This window comes from Shewanella zhangzhouensis (genome assembly GCF_019457615.1).
Taxonomy (GTDB): domain Bacteria; phylum Pseudomonadota; class Gammaproteobacteria; order Enterobacterales; family Shewanellaceae; genus Shewanella; species Shewanella zhangzhouensis.
Genome location: NZ_CP080414.1, coordinates 3,226,780 through 3,245,550 on the forward strand (window position 1 = coordinate 3,226,780; position 18,771 = coordinate 3,245,550).

Annotated in this window: 19 protein-coding genes; 1 reads left to right on the forward strand and 18 read right to left on the reverse strand. The window is 53.5% G+C overall.

Features of this window, described 5'->3' with window-relative positions:
- Positions 1 to 3: 3 nt before the first annotated feature.
- From K0H63_RS14050 to K0H63_RS14120, 15 genes are all read right to left on the reverse strand, one after another.
- Positions 4 to 1,029, reverse strand: coding sequence for an FAD:protein FMN transferase (locus tag K0H63_RS14050; RefSeq protein WP_220065221.1), 1,026 nt, complete (start codon positions 1,027 to 1,029; stop codon positions 4 to 6).
- A 75-nt stretch (positions 1,030 to 1,104) separates the two neighbouring features.
- The gene (gene nqrF / locus K0H63_RS14055; protein ID WP_220065222.1) at positions 1,105 to 2,361 is read right to left on the reverse strand and encodes an NADH:ubiquinone reductase (Na(+)-transporting) subunit F; all 1,257 of its coding nucleotides are present in this window, start codon (positions 2,359 to 2,361) and stop codon (positions 1,105 to 1,107) included.
- A 49-nt stretch (positions 2,362 to 2,410) separates the two neighbouring features.
- Complete coding sequence (gene nqrE / locus K0H63_RS14060; RefSeq protein WP_011760644.1) at positions 2,411 to 3,019, reverse strand: NADH:ubiquinone reductase (Na(+)-transporting) subunit E; 609 nt, start codon at positions 3,017 to 3,019, stop codon at positions 2,411 to 2,413.
- Positions 3,020 to 3,024: 5 nt separating this feature from the next.
- Positions 3,025 to 3,651: an NADH:ubiquinone reductase (Na(+)-transporting) subunit D gene (locus tag K0H63_RS14065; protein ID WP_011760645.1), complete on the reverse strand. Its 627-nt coding sequence runs from the start codon at positions 3,649 to 3,651 to the stop codon at positions 3,025 to 3,027.
- Entirely contained in the window at positions 3,651 to 4,448 is a 798-nt protein-coding gene (locus K0H63_RS14070; RefSeq protein ID WP_220065223.1) for a Na(+)-translocating NADH-quinone reductase subunit C, read from the reverse strand. Before K0H63_RS14070 ends, K0H63_RS14065 begins: the two co-directional genes overlap by 1 nt.
- Positions 4,441 to 5,640, reverse strand: a complete 1,200-nt coding sequence (locus K0H63_RS14075) for an NADH:ubiquinone reductase (Na(+)-transporting) subunit B (protein ID WP_011760647.1) — start codon at positions 5,638 to 5,640, stop codon at positions 4,441 to 4,443. The genes K0H63_RS14070 and K0H63_RS14075 overlap by 8 nt, the downstream gene beginning before the upstream one ends.
- Positions 5,640 to 6,974 (reverse strand): Na(+)-translocating NADH-quinone reductase subunit A, encoded by a 1,335-nt coding sequence (locus K0H63_RS14080; RefSeq protein ID WP_220065224.1) that lies wholly within the window; start codon positions 6,972 to 6,974, stop codon positions 5,640 to 5,642. The genes K0H63_RS14075 and K0H63_RS14080 overlap by 1 nt, the downstream gene beginning before the upstream one ends.
- Positions 6,975 to 7,359: 385 nt before the next feature.
- On the reverse strand, positions 7,360 to 9,165 hold the full coding sequence (locus K0H63_RS14085) for a hypothetical protein (protein ID WP_220065225.1): 1,806 nt from the start codon (positions 9,163 to 9,165) through the stop codon (positions 7,360 to 7,362).
- A gap of 117 nt (positions 9,166 to 9,282) precedes the next feature.
- Complete coding sequence (luxS, locus tag K0H63_RS14090) at positions 9,283 to 9,792, reverse strand: S-ribosylhomocysteine lyase (protein ID WP_220065226.1); 510 nt, start codon at positions 9,790 to 9,792, stop codon at positions 9,283 to 9,285.
- A gap of 85 nt (positions 9,793 to 9,877) precedes the next feature.
- Positions 9,878 to 10,969 (reverse strand): TRAP transporter substrate-binding protein, encoded by a 1,092-nt coding sequence (locus tag K0H63_RS14095; RefSeq protein ID WP_220065227.1) that lies wholly within the window; start codon positions 10,967 to 10,969, stop codon positions 9,878 to 9,880.
- A gap of 33 nt (positions 10,970 to 11,002) precedes the next feature.
- On the reverse strand, positions 11,003 to 12,364 hold the full coding sequence (locus tag K0H63_RS14100; protein ID WP_220065228.1) for a TRAP transporter large permease: 1,362 nt from the start codon (positions 12,362 to 12,364) through the stop codon (positions 11,003 to 11,005).
- Positions 12,364 to 12,870 carry a TRAP transporter small permease subunit gene (locus K0H63_RS14105; protein ID WP_220065229.1) on the reverse strand — a complete coding sequence of 169 codons (507 nt, stop codon included), beginning with the start codon at positions 12,868 to 12,870 and terminating at the stop codon, positions 12,364 to 12,366. Before K0H63_RS14105 ends, K0H63_RS14100 begins: the two co-directional genes overlap by 1 nt.
- Before the next feature lie 150 nt (positions 12,871 to 13,020).
- Positions 13,021 to 13,320 carry a BolA family protein gene (locus K0H63_RS14110; RefSeq protein ID WP_220065230.1) on the reverse strand — a complete coding sequence of 100 codons (300 nt, stop codon included), beginning with the start codon at positions 13,318 to 13,320 and terminating at the stop codon, positions 13,021 to 13,023.
- A gap of 55 nt (positions 13,321 to 13,375) precedes the next feature.
- Complete coding sequence (locus K0H63_RS14115; RefSeq protein WP_220065231.1) at positions 13,376 to 13,903, reverse strand: glycine cleavage system transcriptional repressor; 528 nt, start codon at positions 13,901 to 13,903, stop codon at positions 13,376 to 13,378.
- A gap of 117 nt (positions 13,904 to 14,020) precedes the next feature.
- Positions 14,021 to 14,641, reverse strand: coding sequence for an alpha-ketoglutarate-dependent dioxygenase AlkB family protein (locus K0H63_RS14120; protein ID WP_220065232.1), 621 nt, complete (start codon positions 14,639 to 14,641; stop codon positions 14,021 to 14,023).
- A gap of 91 nt (positions 14,642 to 14,732) precedes the next feature.
- Here K0H63_RS14120 and K0H63_RS14125 point away from each other — a divergent pair, with 91 nt between their 5' ends.
- On the forward strand, positions 14,733 to 15,884 hold the full coding sequence (locus K0H63_RS14125) for a methyltransferase (RefSeq protein ID WP_220065233.1): 1,152 nt from the start codon (positions 14,733 to 14,735) through the stop codon (positions 15,882 to 15,884).
- 109 nt (positions 15,885 to 15,993) lie between these two features.
- On the opposite strand, the gene grxB is transcribed toward K0H63_RS14125, so the two are convergent.
- From grxB to K0H63_RS14140, 3 genes are all read right to left on the reverse strand, one after another.
- Positions 15,994 to 16,644, reverse strand: a complete 651-nt coding sequence (gene grxB, locus K0H63_RS14130; protein WP_258405585.1) for a glutaredoxin 2 — start codon at positions 16,642 to 16,644, stop codon at positions 15,994 to 15,996.
- A 60-nt stretch (positions 16,645 to 16,704) separates the two neighbouring features.
- Positions 16,705 to 17,568, reverse strand: coding sequence for a sterol desaturase family protein (locus K0H63_RS14135; protein ID WP_220065234.1), 864 nt, complete (start codon positions 17,566 to 17,568; stop codon positions 16,705 to 16,707).
- Between the two features lie 87 nt (positions 17,569 to 17,655).
- Positions 17,656 to 18,639, reverse strand: coding sequence for a DUF2804 domain-containing protein (locus tag K0H63_RS14140; protein ID WP_220065235.1), 984 nt, complete (start codon positions 18,637 to 18,639; stop codon positions 17,656 to 17,658).
- Positions 18,640 to 18,771: the final 132 nt, after the last annotated feature.

Consider the following 18,771-nt stretch of genomic DNA (forward strand, 5'->3'; position numbering starts at 1 on the left):
ACATCACTCCTGAGTGGACTTAACGAAGGGCAAAAATGCGTCGCTGTAGTGTACCACAAACTCTTCGCCCTGTTTTTCAATCAGCATTATCGCCAGTCCCTGCTGTTTGGCAAGTTCCAATGACGCTTCAGTGCCCAGTACCATCATGGCCGTCGCAAGGCCGTCGGCAGTCATACAGCTTGGGTGCAGCACGGTGACAGATGCCAAGGTGTGCTCGATGGGATAACCGGTTCTTGGGTCTATCAGATGCGAGAAGCGTTTGCCATTTTCTTCGAAGTAGTTGCGATAATCGCCCGAGGTAGCCATACCCATATTGCCGGGTTCGATTACCTGAGACACTGCGCGGCCTTCAGCCTGGGGCTTTTCAACAGCTATACGCCAGCTGCTGCCATCCCCCTTGGTGCCCTTGATGCGCAGTTCGCCACCAATTTCTACCAGATAGCCACTGGTGTGATACTTATCCAGCAAATCGGCAATTACATCCACGCCATACCCCTTGGCGATGGATGACAAATCTACATAGAGATGAGCATTGCGCTTATAGAGGCGGTTACCGTCAATGCTGATATTCTGAATACCGGTGCGTGCTTTGGCAGCTTCAATCTCTTCTTCGGTAGGAGACTTGATAGGACGCTTATCCGGTCCAAATCCCCAAATATTAACCAGAGGCCCAAGGGTAATATCCAGCGCACCATCGGTGACGTCATACAAACGCATACCTTCGCGAACCACCTTGATAGTGTCGTCCGACACTTCCACACCCTGCTCCAATGGCAACTGATTGAAGCGGCTCAGCTCAGAGGTGGGTCGGTACGTGGACATCTGGTCATTCACCCGCTCCAATGCCAGGTCAATCTCGGCCTGCAGAAGTTGGCTTTGGGGTAAGGCGTCACTGGGGACTACCTTGATGTGATACGTGGTGCCCATGGTGCTGCCTGACAGGCTCACCACCTCGGGTGCTTTAGAACAAGCTGAAATAAAAAAGGCCAGTCCGACAAGGACCAGCCAGTTTGATAAGGTCTTTTTCATTGGGACCTGCAATTCTCGATTCTTTACAGACACTGTTAAGAAACTTGGCCCCCTGAGCACCGGGGGCCAACACCATTATCCGCCGAAGTCATCCAACAGGATGTTTTCGTCTTCAACACCGAGGTCTTTGAGCATGGCAATTACTGCCGCGTTCATCATTGGAGGTCCACACATGTAGAACTCACAATCCTCTGGGGCTTCATGGTCTTTCAGATAGTTTTCGTACAGTACGTTGTGAATGAAACCTGTGTAGCCATCCCAGTTATCCTCTGGCTGAGGATCAGACAGGGCAACGTGCCACACAAAGTTATCATTCTCGGCCGCCAGACCGTCGAAATCTTCTACATAGAACATTTCGCGCTTGGAACGGGCACCGTACCAGAAGCTCATCTTACGCTTGCTCTTCAGACGCTTGAGTTGGTCGAAGATGTGCGAGCGCATTGGGGCCATACCGGCACCGCCACCGATGAAGACCATCTCAGCGTTAGTGTCCTTGGCAAAGAATTCACCAAATGGACCGGAAATGGTCACCTTGTCACCGGCCTTCAGGCTCCAGATGTAAGAAGACATCTTACCGCATGGCAGGCTCAGGTTACGTGGAGGAGGCGTCGCAATACGCACGTTCAGCATGATGATGCCAAACTCTTCAGGGTAGTTGGCCATGGAGTAAGCACGAATAGTCGGCTCATCAACCTTGGACTCCAGCTTGAAGAAACCGAAGTGTTCCCAGTCGCCACGATATTTCTCAGGTACGTCGAAATCGGCGTACTTAACATGGTGAGCAGGGGCTTCAATCTGGATGTAACCACCGGCACGGAAAGGTACAGACTCACCATCAGGGATGGCCAGCTTGAGTTCCTTGATGAAGGTTGCCTTGTTATCGTTGGAGATAACAGTACAGTCCCACTTCTTGATACCGAAGATTTCTTCTTCCAGCTCAATTTCCATGTCGGTTTTTACGTTAACCTGACACGCCAGACGACAACCTTTTTTGGCTTCGCCCTTGGAGATGTGGTCCAGTTCAGTTGGCAGAATGTCGCCACCACCAGACCTCACATGCACACGGCACTGACCACAAGAGCCACCGCCACCACAGGCTGATGATACGAAGATACCGCTGTTTGCCAATGCACCGAGCAGTTTGCCGCCAGCTGCAGTTTTGATGGCTTTTTCGGGATCGTGGTTGATACCAATAGTGATGTCACCGCTGGAAACCAGCTTGGATTTGGCGAACAAAATCACCAGCACCAACACCAGTACGATGGCGGTAAACATACTCACACCGAGGTAAACCTCGAGTGGAGTAGATTTAAAAATACCAAGAATATCCATTAATTTATCCTTAGAAGACCTTTACTTAACAGCCTTCTTGAGGTGCCCCTTACAGGGACACACCAGAGAACGACATGAATCCCAGCGCCATCAGGCCAGCGGTAATAAAGGTGATACCAAGACCACGCAGACCGTCAGGCACATCGGCGTACTTCATCTTCTCACGGATACCCGCCAGCAATACGATGGCCAGTGCCCAACCAATGCCCGAGCCCACACCATAAACCAGCGACTCAGGCAGGTTATAGTCACGCTCAACCATAAAGGACACAGCACCGAAGATTGCACAGTTAACGGTGATCAGTGGCAGGAAGATACCCAGCGCGTTGTACAACGGTGGGAAGTACTTATCCAACGCCATCTCGAGGATCTGAACCAGAGCAGCAATAACACCGATGAAGGTGATGAACTTCAGGAAGCTGAGATCTGCCTCTGGAACACCGGCCCATGCCAGTGCGCCAGGCGCCAGAATGCCCTGATAGATGATTTGGTTAGCGGGTACAGAAATCGCCAGTACCACGATAACGGCAACGCCCAGGCCCATGGCAGTTTTTACCTTCTTGGACACGGCCAGGAAGGTACACATGCCGAGGAAGAAGGACAGGGCCATGTTTTCAATGAAAACAGAGCGGATTAACAGACTGATATAATGTTCCATTGACCTTATCCTTTTGCTTCAACTTGCTCAGGCTTGTAGGTGCGGATGATCCAAATCAGAACACCGATCAGGAAGAACGCACTTGGCGGCAGCAGGAGCAGACCGTTGGGCTGATACCAGCCACCGTCAGAGATCTTGGACAGGATCTCTACGCCGAACAGCGAACCGTTACCGAACAGTTCACGAACGAAGCCTACAGACAGCAGGATGGCGCCATAACCCAGACCGTTACCGATACCATCCATAAAGCTCATCATTGGAGGCGTCTTCATGGCGTAGGCTTCGGCGCGGCCCATCACGATACAGTTGGTGATGATAAGGCCCACGAATACTGACAGCTGCTTGGCTACGTCATAGGCGTAAGCTTGCAGGATTTGATCAACCACGATTACCAGCGAGGCGATAATCGCCATTTGGACGATAATACGTACACTGCTGGGAATGTGGTTACGGATCATGGAGATGAACAGGTTCGAGAACGCAGTCACTGCGGTCAGCGCCAGGGTCATCACCAGTGCAGTTTCCAGCTTGCTGGTTACTGCCAGCGCACTACAAACACCGAGGATCTGCAGCGCAATCGGGTTGTTATTGATAATAGGTCCGGTCAGAACCTTTTTCAGTTCGTTGGCCATTAGCTCAGCCCTCCGTTGCGTGCTTTTTCAATGAAACTCGCAAAGCCTTCTTTACCCAGCCAGAATGTCAGCGAGTGCTGAACACCGTTACTGGTCAGAGTCGCACCGGACAGGGCGTCAACGCCATGTACAGACGCAGCTACTGCTGGGTTTTTGGTTACGCTGATTGCCAGCTTACCCTGCTCGTCGAACAGTTTTTTGCCGTGCCACAGCGCTTTCCACTTTGGATTCTGTACTTCGCCACCCAGACCAGGAGTTTCACCTGAACCGGTAAAGTCGTAGTAAACCAGACCCTGAATGGTGTTCAGATCCGGCTCCAGAGCGAGGAAGGCGAACATGGTAGACCACAGACCATAACCTTTCACAGGCAGGATCACAGTCTTGAGCGCACCGGCATCATCGCGCACCAGGTACACGACAGCCTGATCAGGCACACGCTTGATAGAAGCAATATCGTGCTCTGGCTTGGAAGAGGTTTTTGGATCGCGGGCAGCTTTTTCCTGGTCAAAGGTATTGCCATCCACGCCATCAACAAACTCACCGGTCTTCAGGTTCACCACGCGGGCTTCAACATACTTGTTATAGGTCGCCAGGATGTCAGCCTTGGTCACGTTAGCGGCCTTGGTATCCATCAGACTGGCGGCTTCCAGAATGTACTTTTGCTTATCCAGCAGCTTGTTTTCCTGCTGGGTTGGGCGCAGTAACACGGCCGCAGTCGATACGAAGATCGAGCACACCAGACACAGGCCAACAACGATAAACAGCGTTCTTCCGAACGAATCTTTATTCTTAGCCACGGGCAATCCTCCGCTTGATATTTGCCTGTACCACGAAATGGTCGAACAGTGGCGCAAACAGGTTGGCAAACAGGATGGCCAACATCATACCTTCAGGGAACGCAGGGTTGATCACACGAATGAACACCGCCATGGCACCGATCAGGATACCGTAGGCCCACTTGGCCTGGTTGGTGAAAGAGGCAGACACAGGGTCGGTTGCCATGAACATCATACCGAAGGCAAAGCCACCCAGTACCAGGTGCCAGTACCAAGGCATGGCGAACATGGGGTTGGTGTCAGAGCCAATCAGGTTCAGCAGCATGGAAACGGCAATCATACCCACCAGTACACCACCGACGATGCGCCAAGAAGCGATACGGGTATAGATGATGACCAAACCACCCAGCAGAATTGCCAGAGTCGATACTTCACCTACAGAACCTGGAATAAAGCCGAAGAAGGCATTCCACCAGTCCTGGTTCAGGCTGTAATCCAGGGCACCGGTAGCAGCCTGGCTCAGGTGAGTTGCACCGGAGAATCCATCAGCCACAACCCAGCTGGTGTCACCGGACATGTTCAGCGGATAGGCAAAGAACAGGAAGGCTCGACCGGCCAGCGCAGGGTTTAAGAAGTTACGTCCGGTACCACCGAACACTTCTTTGGCAACCACCACACCGAAGGTGATACCCAGGGCAACCATCCACAATGGGATAGTGGCGGGCAGGGTCAGAGCGAACAGGATAGAAGTTACGAAGAAGCCTTCGTTAACTTCGTGGCCGCGCACCATGGCGAACAGCACTTCCCAGATACCACCCACCGCGAAAGTCACGGCATAGATAGGCAGGAAGAAACAGGCACCATACCACATCAGGGTGGCCCAACCGGCATCGGCTGTCATTTCAGTACCGAGAATACCGAACAGACTAACCTGCCATACATCTGGAGTCGCGAAGCCGGCAGCCAGCGCCAGCTGAGCCTGCAGACCTACGTTGTACATACCAACAAACATCGCCGGGAAGGCACAGGCCCACACGGTGATCATCATACGCTTGAGGTCGAGGTTATCGCGAACGTGGGTCTTGCCCTTGTTCACCAGACCTGGCGTATAGAAAATAGTGGCGGCTGCTTCATACAGGGCATACCACTTCTCGTATTTACCGCCTTTTTCAAATTGCGGTTCAATACGCTCAAGAAAATCTTTCAAGCTCATCAGCCTTCCCTCTCAACCGTATCCAGGCAGCCGCGCAGATAGGAACCGTAGTCATACTTGCCAGGGCATACAAAGGTACACAGTGCCAAATCTTCTTCATCCAGCTCCAGTGCACCCAAGGCAACAGAGCCATCAACATCACCGGATACCAGGTCGCGCAACAGCATGGTTGGCAGAATATCCAGTGGCATCACACGCTCGTAGTTGCCGATTGGCACCATGGCACGGTCAGAACCGCCTGTACTGGTGGTCATGTTGAACAAACGACTTGGGGACAGGTGACCCAGGAAGGCACGGGTGATGGAGAATTTGTTCGAGCCTGGCAAAATCCAGCCAATAAACTCTTTCTCTGTATCTTCTTCCAGCAGGCTAACCTGCAGGTGGTAGCGACCCAGATAGGCATGAGGACCAGTAGCGGTGCGGCCGTTCAGAACAGAACCAGACACCTTGCGCACTTTGCCTTCAGCCACTTCACCGGCTGTGAGGGTTTCAATGCTGGCACCCAGCAGAGTACGCACCAGACGAGGCTTAACGGCTTTTGGACCGGCAACCGCGATCACGCGATTGTTGTTTAGCTCACCGGTGGTAAACAGTTGGCCGATGGCAATCACATCCTGATAGCCAACATGCCACACGGTACGCTTGGCAGACGCAGGCAGAATGAAGTGGATATGGGTACCTGGCAGGCCAGCAGGGTGTACACCACCAAACTCATGCACTTCGGCATTAGCGGCTGGGATATCGGCACCTGGCGCCTTACACAGATAAACCTTGCCCTCAGTCAGTTTTGCCAGCACCTTAAGGCCATTGGCAAAATCGTCTTTATGCTCGGCAATCACCAGAGCGGGATTGGCGGCATGGGGGTTGGTATCGATGGCGGTAACGAAAATACCGGCAGGAGACGCATCCACTGCAGGCACCTTGCTGAAAGGACGGGTACGCAGGGCGGTCCACATACCTGATTCAATCAGGTTGTTTCTTACTTGCTCGGCACTCAAGCTGTCCAGTTGGGCGGCATCGAACTTATCAAAAGCAACGGCATCGTTACCTTCGATTTCGATCACCACAGACTGAAGCACACGCTTGGCACCCCGGTTGATTTCAGTAACAGTACCACTGGCCAAAGCCGTATATTTAACGCCAGGATTCTTTTTGTCTTCAAAAATCACCTGACCCTTGGCTACCTTGTCGCCTACCTTGATTCTCATGGTAGGACGCATGCCAATATACTCTTCACCCAATGTAGCTACGTGTTTAATGGCTGGGCCATCATGGATAACTTGCTCTGGACCACCCGCAATGGGCAAATCCAATCCTTTCTTAATTGTAATCATATCCACATGCACTACGTTTGAAGGAAAGACAAAGCGCCGCGTTCCTGCGGGGCACCCGGTTTTAAACAACACCGTTCGCGTTGAGCTGGCGCAGATTTATCACAGAAATGCGATCGCAATCACGCTGGTCGCGCGCATTTTACCCCAAACGCCCTGCCATCGCCACGAAAATTATAAGTGATTTCAAACTTCCCGAGCGCCTGATTGCAGTGAATTTCAAGGTTTTCCTGCCAGCTTTTTCATCGCCGTGACAGATTTAAAAAAATGTCGCAACCATAAAATTATCCAATTGATAAATATCAATTTAAAACCATAAAAACCAAATGAGCCTGCTTAGTTTACCAGCAGGCTCATAAACAATTTGAGAGACAATAAGGTCTACAGTTCAACCGTGCCAGCGATATCCTAGACTGACTAAAACTTCACCGGATATTGGACCAAAGTCGGTGGGTGTTGACAGCGGCTCGGCGGACACATTATCCCCTCTGAGATACACCTGATGGGCACCACGTTGCCAACTGAGACTGACATCGATTCGGCGCTGGTTTTCATCAACAAATTCACTGTCACGGCCAATCACTGAGAGTGACCACTCACCTGCTGCCAACCCCATCGCCAGGGTCACTTGCCGCTGCGGCTGCCAGGGAACCCGGTCACCATCCTGCCAACACAGCGAGTACTGTTCAAGGCAGGCGCTTGACGCAAAACTGGCACGATTCTCCTCCAGTTGGATAGACAGGGGCATCTTTACCATGCCGAATTGCCCTGACCACTGCAGCCCCAGACTCAGCCCCTCAGCATCCACCTCGCCGGCATTGAGTTGAGACACGCCGCGAACCGTTTCGCAATCAGAAAGCTCTGTGCAATCAAAATGTAAGTTATCAAATGCCTGATACCAAAGCTCACCCTGGAGCATCAAGTCGCCCAAAGGCCAACGCGCCGTTAAACGCAGGTGATCGGCGCTTTGGGATAAGGCCTGGAGATTACCGGGTGATGGCGGGGCAAAGCGATGCTCTCCCCTCAGCACAACGCTGTCATTGGCAAACCACAGGCCAACACCGTACTGCCAGTCGTCAACCCTGAAGTCAGTGCCCGCTTCGGTGCTATCCCTTGTCAAATCGGCGCGGCGCCACAGTCCATCCACTTCGATATCGACCCAATCAAAGCCCAGGCGGCCACGAACACCGAGATCCAGCACACTGGCGCTGTCTTCTATGTGTTTGTCTGCCAGCAAATACTCTGCGCCTTCCCTTTGATAAGCGAGACGGTAGCCTATTGAATGGGCACCAAATCTGTCCAGGCTCTCACTGACAATGCCATAGGTATGATAGGCACTGTCACCAAGTTTACCGCTGTACTCATCGATCGGGATAATCGGCGGCGTTGGCGTCATCGTCATATTGGCCAGAAAGCTGTGAAACCCGGTTTCCTGATAAAACAGCCGGGTGTCGGTACGACGGCTTTCGCCGGTTTGAACGCTGTGACTGAGCTGCAAACGCTGTCTGTCACTCTGCTGTATCCAGTTGCTTCCGGGCAGGGTTGAAGTCGCATCTTTATAAAGCCAGGAGAGCTCGGTACGCTGTTTTTTTCTGGCGCCGGGTAAACTGGAGGCCCCAAGGCCAACAAAGACTTCGGTATCCTTGGTCTGAATCCACCAGTCGTCGCCTTCTTCACGTCTCAGGTGGCTGCCGGCAAAGCTCATATCGAGGGCATCATTGCGGGAGGCAAACGCCGCCCTGAGGCCGCCGGTTTTATCATCCCGCGCTTCAAGCCCTATGGAATTGCCACTGGTGCCTATCGACGGAACCAAGTAATCACCGCCGCTTTGGTTGCCGCAGTCAAGTAAAGCCCACTCAGAGTACGAGGCACAATTTTCCATGGCCTCAATACCAAAACGGCCGGCATCCAGCCACACACCCGGAGCAACATAGGGGGCTGCCGCAAGAGAAGTGCCCATCAAGTCTGGGATGGCGCCGTGACTGTCGGCATGGAGAAAGCGACTTTCGCCAAACATATCGCCCCGGCCGACCATCAGGCCGGACGGATAGAGAGGCAGTGCTGACGGGGTATTTAACCCGAGTCGCTCAATAAAGAAAGGACTGGTATCGGACGTTGTAACTTCACTCGCCCAACCTAGAGAACTTGTAACGCCCATCAATAGGCAGCCTACAAGCACAGGGGTTTGTTTCATCCATTCATCCCGGAATTACCACCTTGGGTGGTCTATTTGTAATTTTTTTGTGACATGGATGATTTTAGACGAAAAAAAAGCGGCTGGCGCCGCTTTTTTGACGTTCTGTCAGAGAAATTAGAGTTTGTGCAAAATTTCGTCTGCCAGTTTAAGTTCGTCGTTGCGGTTCACACTGACCCCGGCGGCGATCACGGCTTTGGCAATGTCTTGCGCCTGGGACAGTGAGTGCATCTCATAGGTGCCGCACTGATACTCGTTGAGCTCGGGTATGGCCTTTTGATCAACCACATTCAGCACATCTTCCATCGCGGCCAGCCAGGCATCCGCCACACGCTTTTCTGCCGGTTCGCCAATCAGGCTCATGTAGAAGCCGGTACGGCAGCCCATGGGAGAGATATCGATAATTTCGACACCATCACCATTGAGATGATCACGCATAAAACCAGCAAACAGGTGCTCGAGAGTGTGGATACCACGCTCACTGAGAATGTCTTTGTTGGGGGCACAAAAACGCAGGTCAAACACGGTAATGGTGTCGCCTTTTGGGGTGCTCATGGTCTTGGCCACGCGCACGGCCGGGGCGTTCATGCGGGTATGATCAACGGTAAAACTGTCCAATAATGGCATGGTGCTCTCCAGCCCCTTCTGTTGGGGCACAATTGGGTGGTGCAAAGTGACGCAAGCATAGCATCAAAGCAGGGCCTGCCAAAACTCATTCCCGTAAACGGGTGTAGGCGTCTTCCGAAATCAGATGGTATTTCCTGACACCGGCCTCGTACTCACGGTAGGCATCGTTCACTTTTTTCATCATAGGGTCCTGGCTCGACTGCTCAGAGATTACCTCCGCCGATACGCTTCTGAGTTGCGCCATTACCTCCTCGGGAAATTGTTTGAGCACCACACCATGTTCTTTCACCAGCGAATCCAGTGCCCCCACGTTGCGGGCGGTGTATTCATCCAGCATATCCTGATTGGTCGCCTTGGCGGCAATCTTCACTATGGCCTGCAAGTCCTTGGGCAATTTATCGAAAGCGGCTTTGTTAATCATAAATTCGAGCGTGGTACCCGGTTCATGCCAGCCAGGATAGTAGTAATACTTGGCCACCTTATGCAGCCCAAAGGCCAAATCGTTGTATGGTCCCACCCATTCGGTGGCATCAATGGCGCCGGTCTGCATAGCGGTATAGAGCTCACGCCCCGGGAGAGTAACGGGCACCCCTTCCAGGCGTTTCAGCACTTCGCCACCCAGGCCAGGCAGGCGCATTTTAAGCCCTTTAAGGTCATCAATGGTGTTGATTTCCTTATTAAACCATCCGCCCATCTGTACGCCGCTGTTGCCCCCCGGCAAAGGCAGAATACCGAAAGGAGCATACACCTCTTCCCACAGCTCCAGTCCGCCGCCATAGGTCAGCCAACCGTTCATCTCCTGGGCATTGAGCCCAAAGGGTATGGAGGTGAAAAACTGCGCCGCCGGCGCCTTGCCTTTCCAGTAATAAGACGCGCTGTGGGCCATCTGTACGGAGCCCTGACTGACCGCATCAAACACTTCCAGTGCCGGCATCAACTCCCCTGCCCCATACACCTTGATTTTGAGACGTCCGGCCGACATTTCATCCACCATCACCGCAAAGTGTTCCGGCGCTGTGCCAAGGCCGGGGAAATTCTTGGGCCAGGACGTGGCGAGCTTCCATTCTATCGGCTTGACGCTGACTATCGGCGCTGCCTCAGCGGCTTGTTTGTCGCCATTGCAGCCGGACAGCAGGCTCACGGCCATCAAAAGGCAAATTGCTATTCTTGTTTGCATTTTCCTTACTCCTTTAAACAGGCCTGGACATCATCAGCCATACAAAACCGACGGCAGCCAGGTGGCAAGTGCCGGCCAAATCCCAAGTAGTATCAACATCAGTAACTGCAGGATGACGAAAGGAATCACCCCACGATAAATTTGTCCGCTCGAAACACTGTCACCACTCACGCCCCGTAAATAGAAGAGGGCAAAACCAAAGGGCGGGGTTAAGAAGGAGGTTTGCAGGTTGAGGGCAATCATGATCCCAAGCCACACTGGGTCCAGCCCCATGGCTAGCAAAATGGGCGCAACCAGAGGCACCACCACAAAGGTGATTTCGATAAAGTCGAGGATAAATCCGAGTACGAAGATAACCGTCATTACCAGCAACATGGCCCCCACCACACCACCTGGCATATTGGCAAACAGGTTATGTATCAGCTCTTCGCCGCCAAGCCCCCTGAAGACCAGCGAAAACACAGAGGCACCAATCAATATCAAAAACACCATGGAGGTGATTTTGACCGTGCTTTGCATCACTTCCTTCAACGCCAGCATGCTCATTTGCCGCTTGAGCAGCGCAATCACCAGCGCACCTGCTGCCCCCACAGATGCCGCCTCAGTTGGGGTGGCAATACCGGCCAGAATGGAGCCGAGAACCAGAAAAATCAGCAGCAGCGGCGGCAGTAAGGCTGAAATCACCTTGGCAAGCGACGTAGGCTCAGCTTCCTGCACAAGAGCAGTGCCAAAATCCGCCGGAGAGCGCCATAAGCGAAACAGGGTGTAGAGCATATACAGGCTGACCAACATCAAGCCGGGAATAAGAGCTCCGGCGAAGAGATCGCCCACGGACACAGACTTGGGATTGAAAATACCCATCTTCAGCTGAGCCTGCTGATAGGCATTGGACAATACGTCACCCAGCAGCACCAAGGCGATGGAAGGGGGTATGATTTGCCCAAGGGTGCCGGTGGCACAGATGGCACCGGCGCTGAATTCGGGGCTGTAACCGCGCTTAAGCAAGGTTGGCAGTGACATCAGCCCCATGGTGACCACAGTGGCGCCGACAATGCCGGTGCTGGCCGCAAGCAGCACGCCCACAAAAAATACGCTGAAAATCAGGCCGCCTCGAAAACGCCCCAAGAGTTCGCCCATGGTGGTGAGCAACTGTTCGGCAATCCGGGATTTTTCCAGTACAACGCCCATAAACACAAACAGCGGCACCGCCATCAAAATTTGATTATTCAGAATGCCGAAGATGCGATTGGGCAGCAGGCCAAAAAGCCCCATATCGAAGGCGCCGAAAAAGCTGGCGACCAGGGCAAACAAAAAGGCCACGCCGCCCAGGGTGAGTGCCACCGGGTAGCCCAGCATCAATACCAGACAAATGATCAGAAACAGCAGCAGCGCCATCAGCAGGACTCCCTGCCAAAGAGCGCCTTGCCATGACGGTAAAGCTCACACAGTCCCTGCAATATCAAACTGGCACATAGCCCCAGCAGCAGTGATTTTTGCAGGTAAACCCAGGGCAGACCGCCAGCCTCTGCAGAGCTTTCATGAATACGCCAGGCATTCATCACATAATCAAAGCTGTACAGGCCTATGGCGAGAGACAGGGGAAACAGAAACAGCAGGCAACCAACGAAATCCATCCAATGACGGGTACGCTCACTGCACTGGCGATAAAACACGTCTACCCGCACATGGGCATCGCGTTTCAGGGTAAATCCCGCCGCCAGGGTAAACACGGCGCCATGAAGATACAGCGCCGTTTCCTGCAGCGCCGTGGCACCGGTTGAAAAGGCATAGCGGAGCACCACCACGGCGAGGGTCATCAGCACCATGCCAAGGGTAAACCAACCCACCAGCCTACCGACGGCCTCGGTTGTCCCCTCAAAAAATCCAATCAGTTTTCCCATAATTTAGCTGTAGTTATGTCGTTATTGTTATCGATGCAACCTATTGATAACAGAAAACCCACAGCGAGGAAACCGCCAAGGTCCATGGCAGAGGGTGAAAACCAAAACACCCGCCGGGGGCGGGTGTTTTAATGGTGCACAATAACCAGGTCAGCCACGGCACTTGGGCGATGCAGGTACCGTATCCATACCCTGCCACTCGTCGGGCGTATAGGTAAACATCGACAGGGCGTGAACCCCGTTGGCCAGCTCCTGCGCAAGCGCCGCATTCACGGCGCGGTGGCGGCCAATCAGACGTTGTCCCTCAAAGCTGTCACTGGCAATGACGACCTTGAAATGAGTTTCAGAGCCCTTGGGCACATTGTGCATGTAACTTTCGTTAATCACTTCAAGATGGGTGGGGGCAAAAGCTTCATTCAGCTTGGCGGAAATAATATCGGCAACAGACATAACAGTGTTCCGGTAATGGCAATTGGCGGCAGATTAGCGCCGCCCCGGTCAAAGATCAAACTCTGTGTGCCGCAAAGGCCGATTCCCGATAATGGACCCTGGCGTTGGGCTCCACCGCTTCCAGCGCCGAGGTCAGTGTCCCAATGTCCATCTCAGGCGGCAATGCCACTGATAAGCAGGCGTTAAACAGAGTGCGCCCAAGGCTTGTGACCTGCACCCTGTGGCTTTCCATATGGGAGACAGACACACCAAGATTGGCCAGAACGTCATTCACATCCCGGGTCAATCCGGGTCTGTCATTGCAGTCGAGTTCCACCTGTATCTGCTGCACAGGCCCTTCCACCGCAGCCACTGGTGCATAAACAAATCCCAGGGCAGGGAATTCCCGCGCCAGATTGTCTCTCAACGCGGCCTCTTTATCGTCGTCGATGCTGACTTTCATCATGGCGGCAAACTGACCATCCAGCATGATGAGCTTGCTGGAAAGCCACTCAGCCCCCAGCTCACGACTGACCTTGGCCAGAGACTGGAGCACGTCCGGACCGAGTGGCCCAACGACGGTGGCAATAAACTGAATTTTCATGGACTCGACTCCCTAAACACGACTGGGTGATGTCTCACTCTACTTGGGGCTGACGCCCGGGTCTGTGGTTAAGTGCACAGTTCAAACCAGGCCCCGCATAATCAGCAACTGTGAAAATCAGCGACCGTGAAAATAGGGCTTGAGGTTTCTGAAGGTGAAGCTTATCCGCGGTGGCAGCGACTTTTGGCTGCGTGGGATGGCATGCTCCCAGGTGGACTGCATAGGGGGATGCATCAGCAGCAGATCGCCACTTTGTAAGACCACCCGGTAACGAAGACCATCCACCCGACGGCGCATCACCAAGGGGCGTGAGGCACCCAGGCTGACGATGGCGATAACAGAATCCTCCACCAGCTCGGGTTCATCGTCTGCATGAAATCCCATGGCGTCTTGGCCGCCGCGATAATGATTGACGAGGCAACCATTGAAGGCGGCCCCACTATGCGCTTCCAGCGCCTGCTTGAGCCGCAATAAATAATGTGGCCAGGGCGTTGGAGAGATGAGTAAGGAAGAGTAGCGGTAGCTGCAGCCTTCATCGGCAAACCACACCTGCTGCCGGGGTATGGGGTGCCACTTGCCATAGACTTTAATCATGGGCGACTCGAAGGGGTAATCGGCGGCCTCGGCCATCAACAGTGCCTGTTGCCGGGGGCTCAGAAAGGCCGGTACATGGCTGACAGGCGGCTCTGACTTTGCCCCCTTGGCACCCGCCAATGCGAATTCAAGCTGATTGGTCACATCTGCCCCTATGCTTGAGGTAACAGGAAGAGTCGCAAGCGGCGCGACAATTTGCGATAATCGCGCCCCCACTGATGAGATACTCTGACATATGACGACCCGATTTTCAGCATTCCTTTCCGGTAACCCGTGTGAGCTGGACCTGCACAGGTATCCCGCCACCAGCGATCCCAACCTGCAAGCCTGGGACGCCGCCGACGAACACCTGCTGAAATACCTGGAAGAGTCCAACACCGGCTTGGCAGCCAAATTTCTGGCGATCAATGACAGCTTTGGCGCCCTGACCTGCGCCCTTGCCGCCGCCAGGCCCGATGCCGATATCGTCTTTGCTGCCGATACCCGCACCACACATTTGGGCTGCCAGGCTAATCTGGCTGCCAACGGGCTCGCAAACGCCAATGTCACTTACCAGGACTGCATCGATCTGGGCCGCTTCGCCCAAGGCAGGCAGATACTGATGAAACTGCCCAAGAATCTCAACTTCCTGACCGATACCTTAAACCAGCTGAGCCAAACCCTGAAAGCCGGGGATGTGATCCTGATGGGGGCAAAAGCCAAGCACATCAATCAATCGCTGCTGGCCCTGATTGCCAAAGCAGTGGGCCCGGCAACCGCCAGCCTCACCTGGAAGAAGACCCGCGTCATCACCATCGTTGCCGATGGCAATCCGCGGCCAGCCAGCAAGCCCAGTGTATGGGACGTGCCAGAGCACGGCTTAAAGGTGAGCAATCTCAGTAACGTGTTCGCGGCCAGCAAACTGGACATTGGTGCCCGCTTGATGATGGCGAATCTGCCAGCGGGAGATTTCAACTCGATTATCGACCTTGGCTGCGGCAATGGTGTGCTGGGCCTCAAGGCCGCCCAGCTTTATCCGGATGCAAGGCTCTACCTGGTGGATGAGTCGGCCATGGCAGTGGAAAGTGCCCGCCAGAACTGGGCTTTAAATAATCTGGATGCCGGCCGGGCTGAATTTATCTGGGATGATTGTTTAAGCCACCTGCCCCATGAGGTGCAGGCGGATTTGGTACTCTGCAACCCGCCGTTCCATCAGGGGGAAGCCATTACCGACCATATCGCCTGGCAGATGTTCAACGATGCCAAACGAGCGTTGAAGCCGGGGGGATTGCTGCATATAGTTGGCAACCGCCACCTAGGTTATCACATCAAACTCAAGCGCTTGTTTGGCAAATGTAAAACCGTGGCCAGCAACGGCAAATTTGTGATTTTGCAGGCGGTTAAATAGCGCACGCCAGTGCTGATAACAATTTGTGGTGACATCGCAAAAACGCCCCTGTTATGGGGCGTTTTCGTTATCGGATGACTGTGGTGAACAGGCCTGGAGGGTGTTGGCGCTAAATCGCCATAGCATCAAACAGCGCAACCTTGGTAAGCACTGCCACTTCATCTATATAGCGGCGAACTCGCTTTCCAAAGTTAAGCCCTTTCACCGCGGTGAGGTTTCTCAGCACAGGGAACAGCAACACATCGTCATAACCCAACTGATTGTTTCGCTCACTCGGCAGCGGCATAAATTCCAGTTCGGTAAAAAGTGGCTCCAGCGCAGCAATATACTCGGCCGACGCGGCAAAGGCCTCTTCGAAGCTCATACCGATGACCGCTGTTTTCTTCTCTGTGTACCAGCGGACGGCAGCTTCGGAGCCATACTCAGGCAGGTTCATTTGAACGTTGCGGGGGTGCAATAGCCGGCTGGTGTAATAACCAGTCTTATCCAGCCAGGCGGCGATTTGCTGCTCATGGTCGGCGGGCTTAAGCTGTGCCTCACCGCCCAGCGCGTCGAGAAAAGCAACAATATCCAGGCTCTCGGCCATATAGCTGCCGTCATCTTTTTGCAGAATGGGCACCATATTGGCACCGACCATGCGGATACGGCTATCCACATCATCGTTTTGCAGTATCACTTTTTCCAGCGCAATGCCCTTATAGCCCACTGTCATCATGGCGCGAACACAATAGGGACAATGTTCGAATACAAAGAGTTTCATAGGGTTCTCTTTCAGAATTGGACGCCCCAGCTTACTCCAAGCCAGAGGACTTGCGAAGGCTCAATCCTTATCGGTGGCGCTGGAAGGTGGCGCAAAAAGCTGACGCAAGCGCTCGCCGAGACTCAGCCCCGGCGCCATGGCATCCCTGAACATATCACGCCATTCGCTGAAAGTGACCGTGAGCGGGTTCATGCTGTTTAGCGGCTTGGTGATGCCGTAGCGCACGGTTTCTTCTTCTTTGACGAAGGTGCCAAACAGCCGGTCCCAAACGATAAGCACACCGGCGTAGTTTTTATCTATGTATTGGGGGTTTGAGCCGTGATGCACCCTGTGGTGGCTGGGAGTATTGAACACCCACTCCAGTGGCCCAAGCTTGTCCACCAGCTGGGTGTGGACGAAAAACTGAAACCCAAGACTGGCCAGCACCGCAAACACGACCCAGGCGGGGTCGAAACCAATCACAACCAGAGGCAGCCAGAATATCCACATTCCCGCCAGCGGATACATCAGGCTTTGTCTGAATGCGGTGGAAAAGTTCATGTTTTCTGAACTGTGATGGGCCACATGTGCGGCCCACATCCAGCGACAGCGGTGGCTGCAACGGTGGAACCAGTAATAGCAAAAATCCTGCGCCAGCAGCAGCAACACAAAATTCAGCCCATTCATTTCAATATCAAACAGCCGCCAGCCAAAGAAATACAGGTACAGTTTGGCGATCAGAAATCCGCTGAGCAGATCGGCAGCCTGATGCATTCCCGCCAGGCTGAGGTTACACAGAAGCTCTGCCTTGTTGTACCTGGCATTTTCCGGCAGTCGCTTACGCACATTGGCGACCACGAACTCCAGCGCCATGCACAGAAAAAAAATCGGCGCCAACACTATCAGCAGCAGTTCCGGGTGAGCGATTAGCTTGTCGAGGTTCATGGTCTTCCCTGTTGTCTGTATCCAAAAGCGTTGCAGCTTGCGGGCAACTTATTGTTGTTATGATTTCAATACTGATGCTGTGGGCACTTACCACTTGGCAAAATGATCTTCGGTAAGACCGAACACCTCGTCCAGGATCACTTTGTGCCCTGCCACATCACGAACCCATCCGGAAAAACGCCCCTGATATTGGCGAAAGTTGCTTTTCAGCAGTATCAGGTTAAGCCGCTCTGAGCGGCTGGCCAGTGGCGTAAATTCGAGCTCAAGCTCGTCCCTATCAGACCACAAGCGCCAGCGGCCATGCTCTGCCTGGCTGCGGTCAAACTCGAAATGCACAGGCTCCAGGTGCTTACGGACCCCGTCTAACCAAAGCACGTTTTCACTGCTGCCGGTTTCGTTTACCCCTGCAGCAATGTTGAGTCCAAACAGGCGATTACCAACATGGGCGTTGATGGAGGCCCAGCGCCAACTGGTTTCGCGTCGCATGTAGCCTGCAGAAAAATCGTACCCCGCCAAAGCCCGCCCAAGGGGCTGGGGCTCATGGTTGATGTACAGGCTGCCTTTTACACTCAAGGCATTGTGCTTTTGGGTGTACGTCCAGCCGCTGTAGCCGGTGGGACTGCAAAGTGCCATGGGCAGCGAAAGCGGCAACGGCTCCAGCTGCAACTCGGCCTTCAACGGCAGTGTGTCCAGCACCAAATCCAGCGCCACCGACCAGAGTCCATCCCGGCGGTGAATGCTGACCCCGGCCATGGCACTGGCAGCCGATACCGGCGAAGGGCCAAGGCTAAAGCTGCCCGGGGGCCTTATCCAGTGCTGCTCATACACCCGGTTTTTACTTTTATCGTAGACGTAGCAAAAACCGCTGCCGAGATAGCGAATATCAGCCAGGGCTATGCCTATCAGGTAATTGGGGGTATTGACGGCAATAAACTCGAACTGTTTATAGCCAAAATGGCGTTGTAAGCGGGAGGCAGGCTTATCCATGTCGTTCATCAGGATAAAGTTATCCAGCCCCAAAGACGCAACCGGGCCATCGAAATGCCCAAAACAGGGGCGTCCGCCAGCCATCAGGCTATCCTGGATCCCCAAGGTTTTGAATGTGGCTGAATTGGCCATCCCTGCTGTGCTTGTTGAATGTTCCATCGTGCAATTTATTATTATTTTGGTTTTTTACTCTAACGCCGATTGTCGGCAGATTAA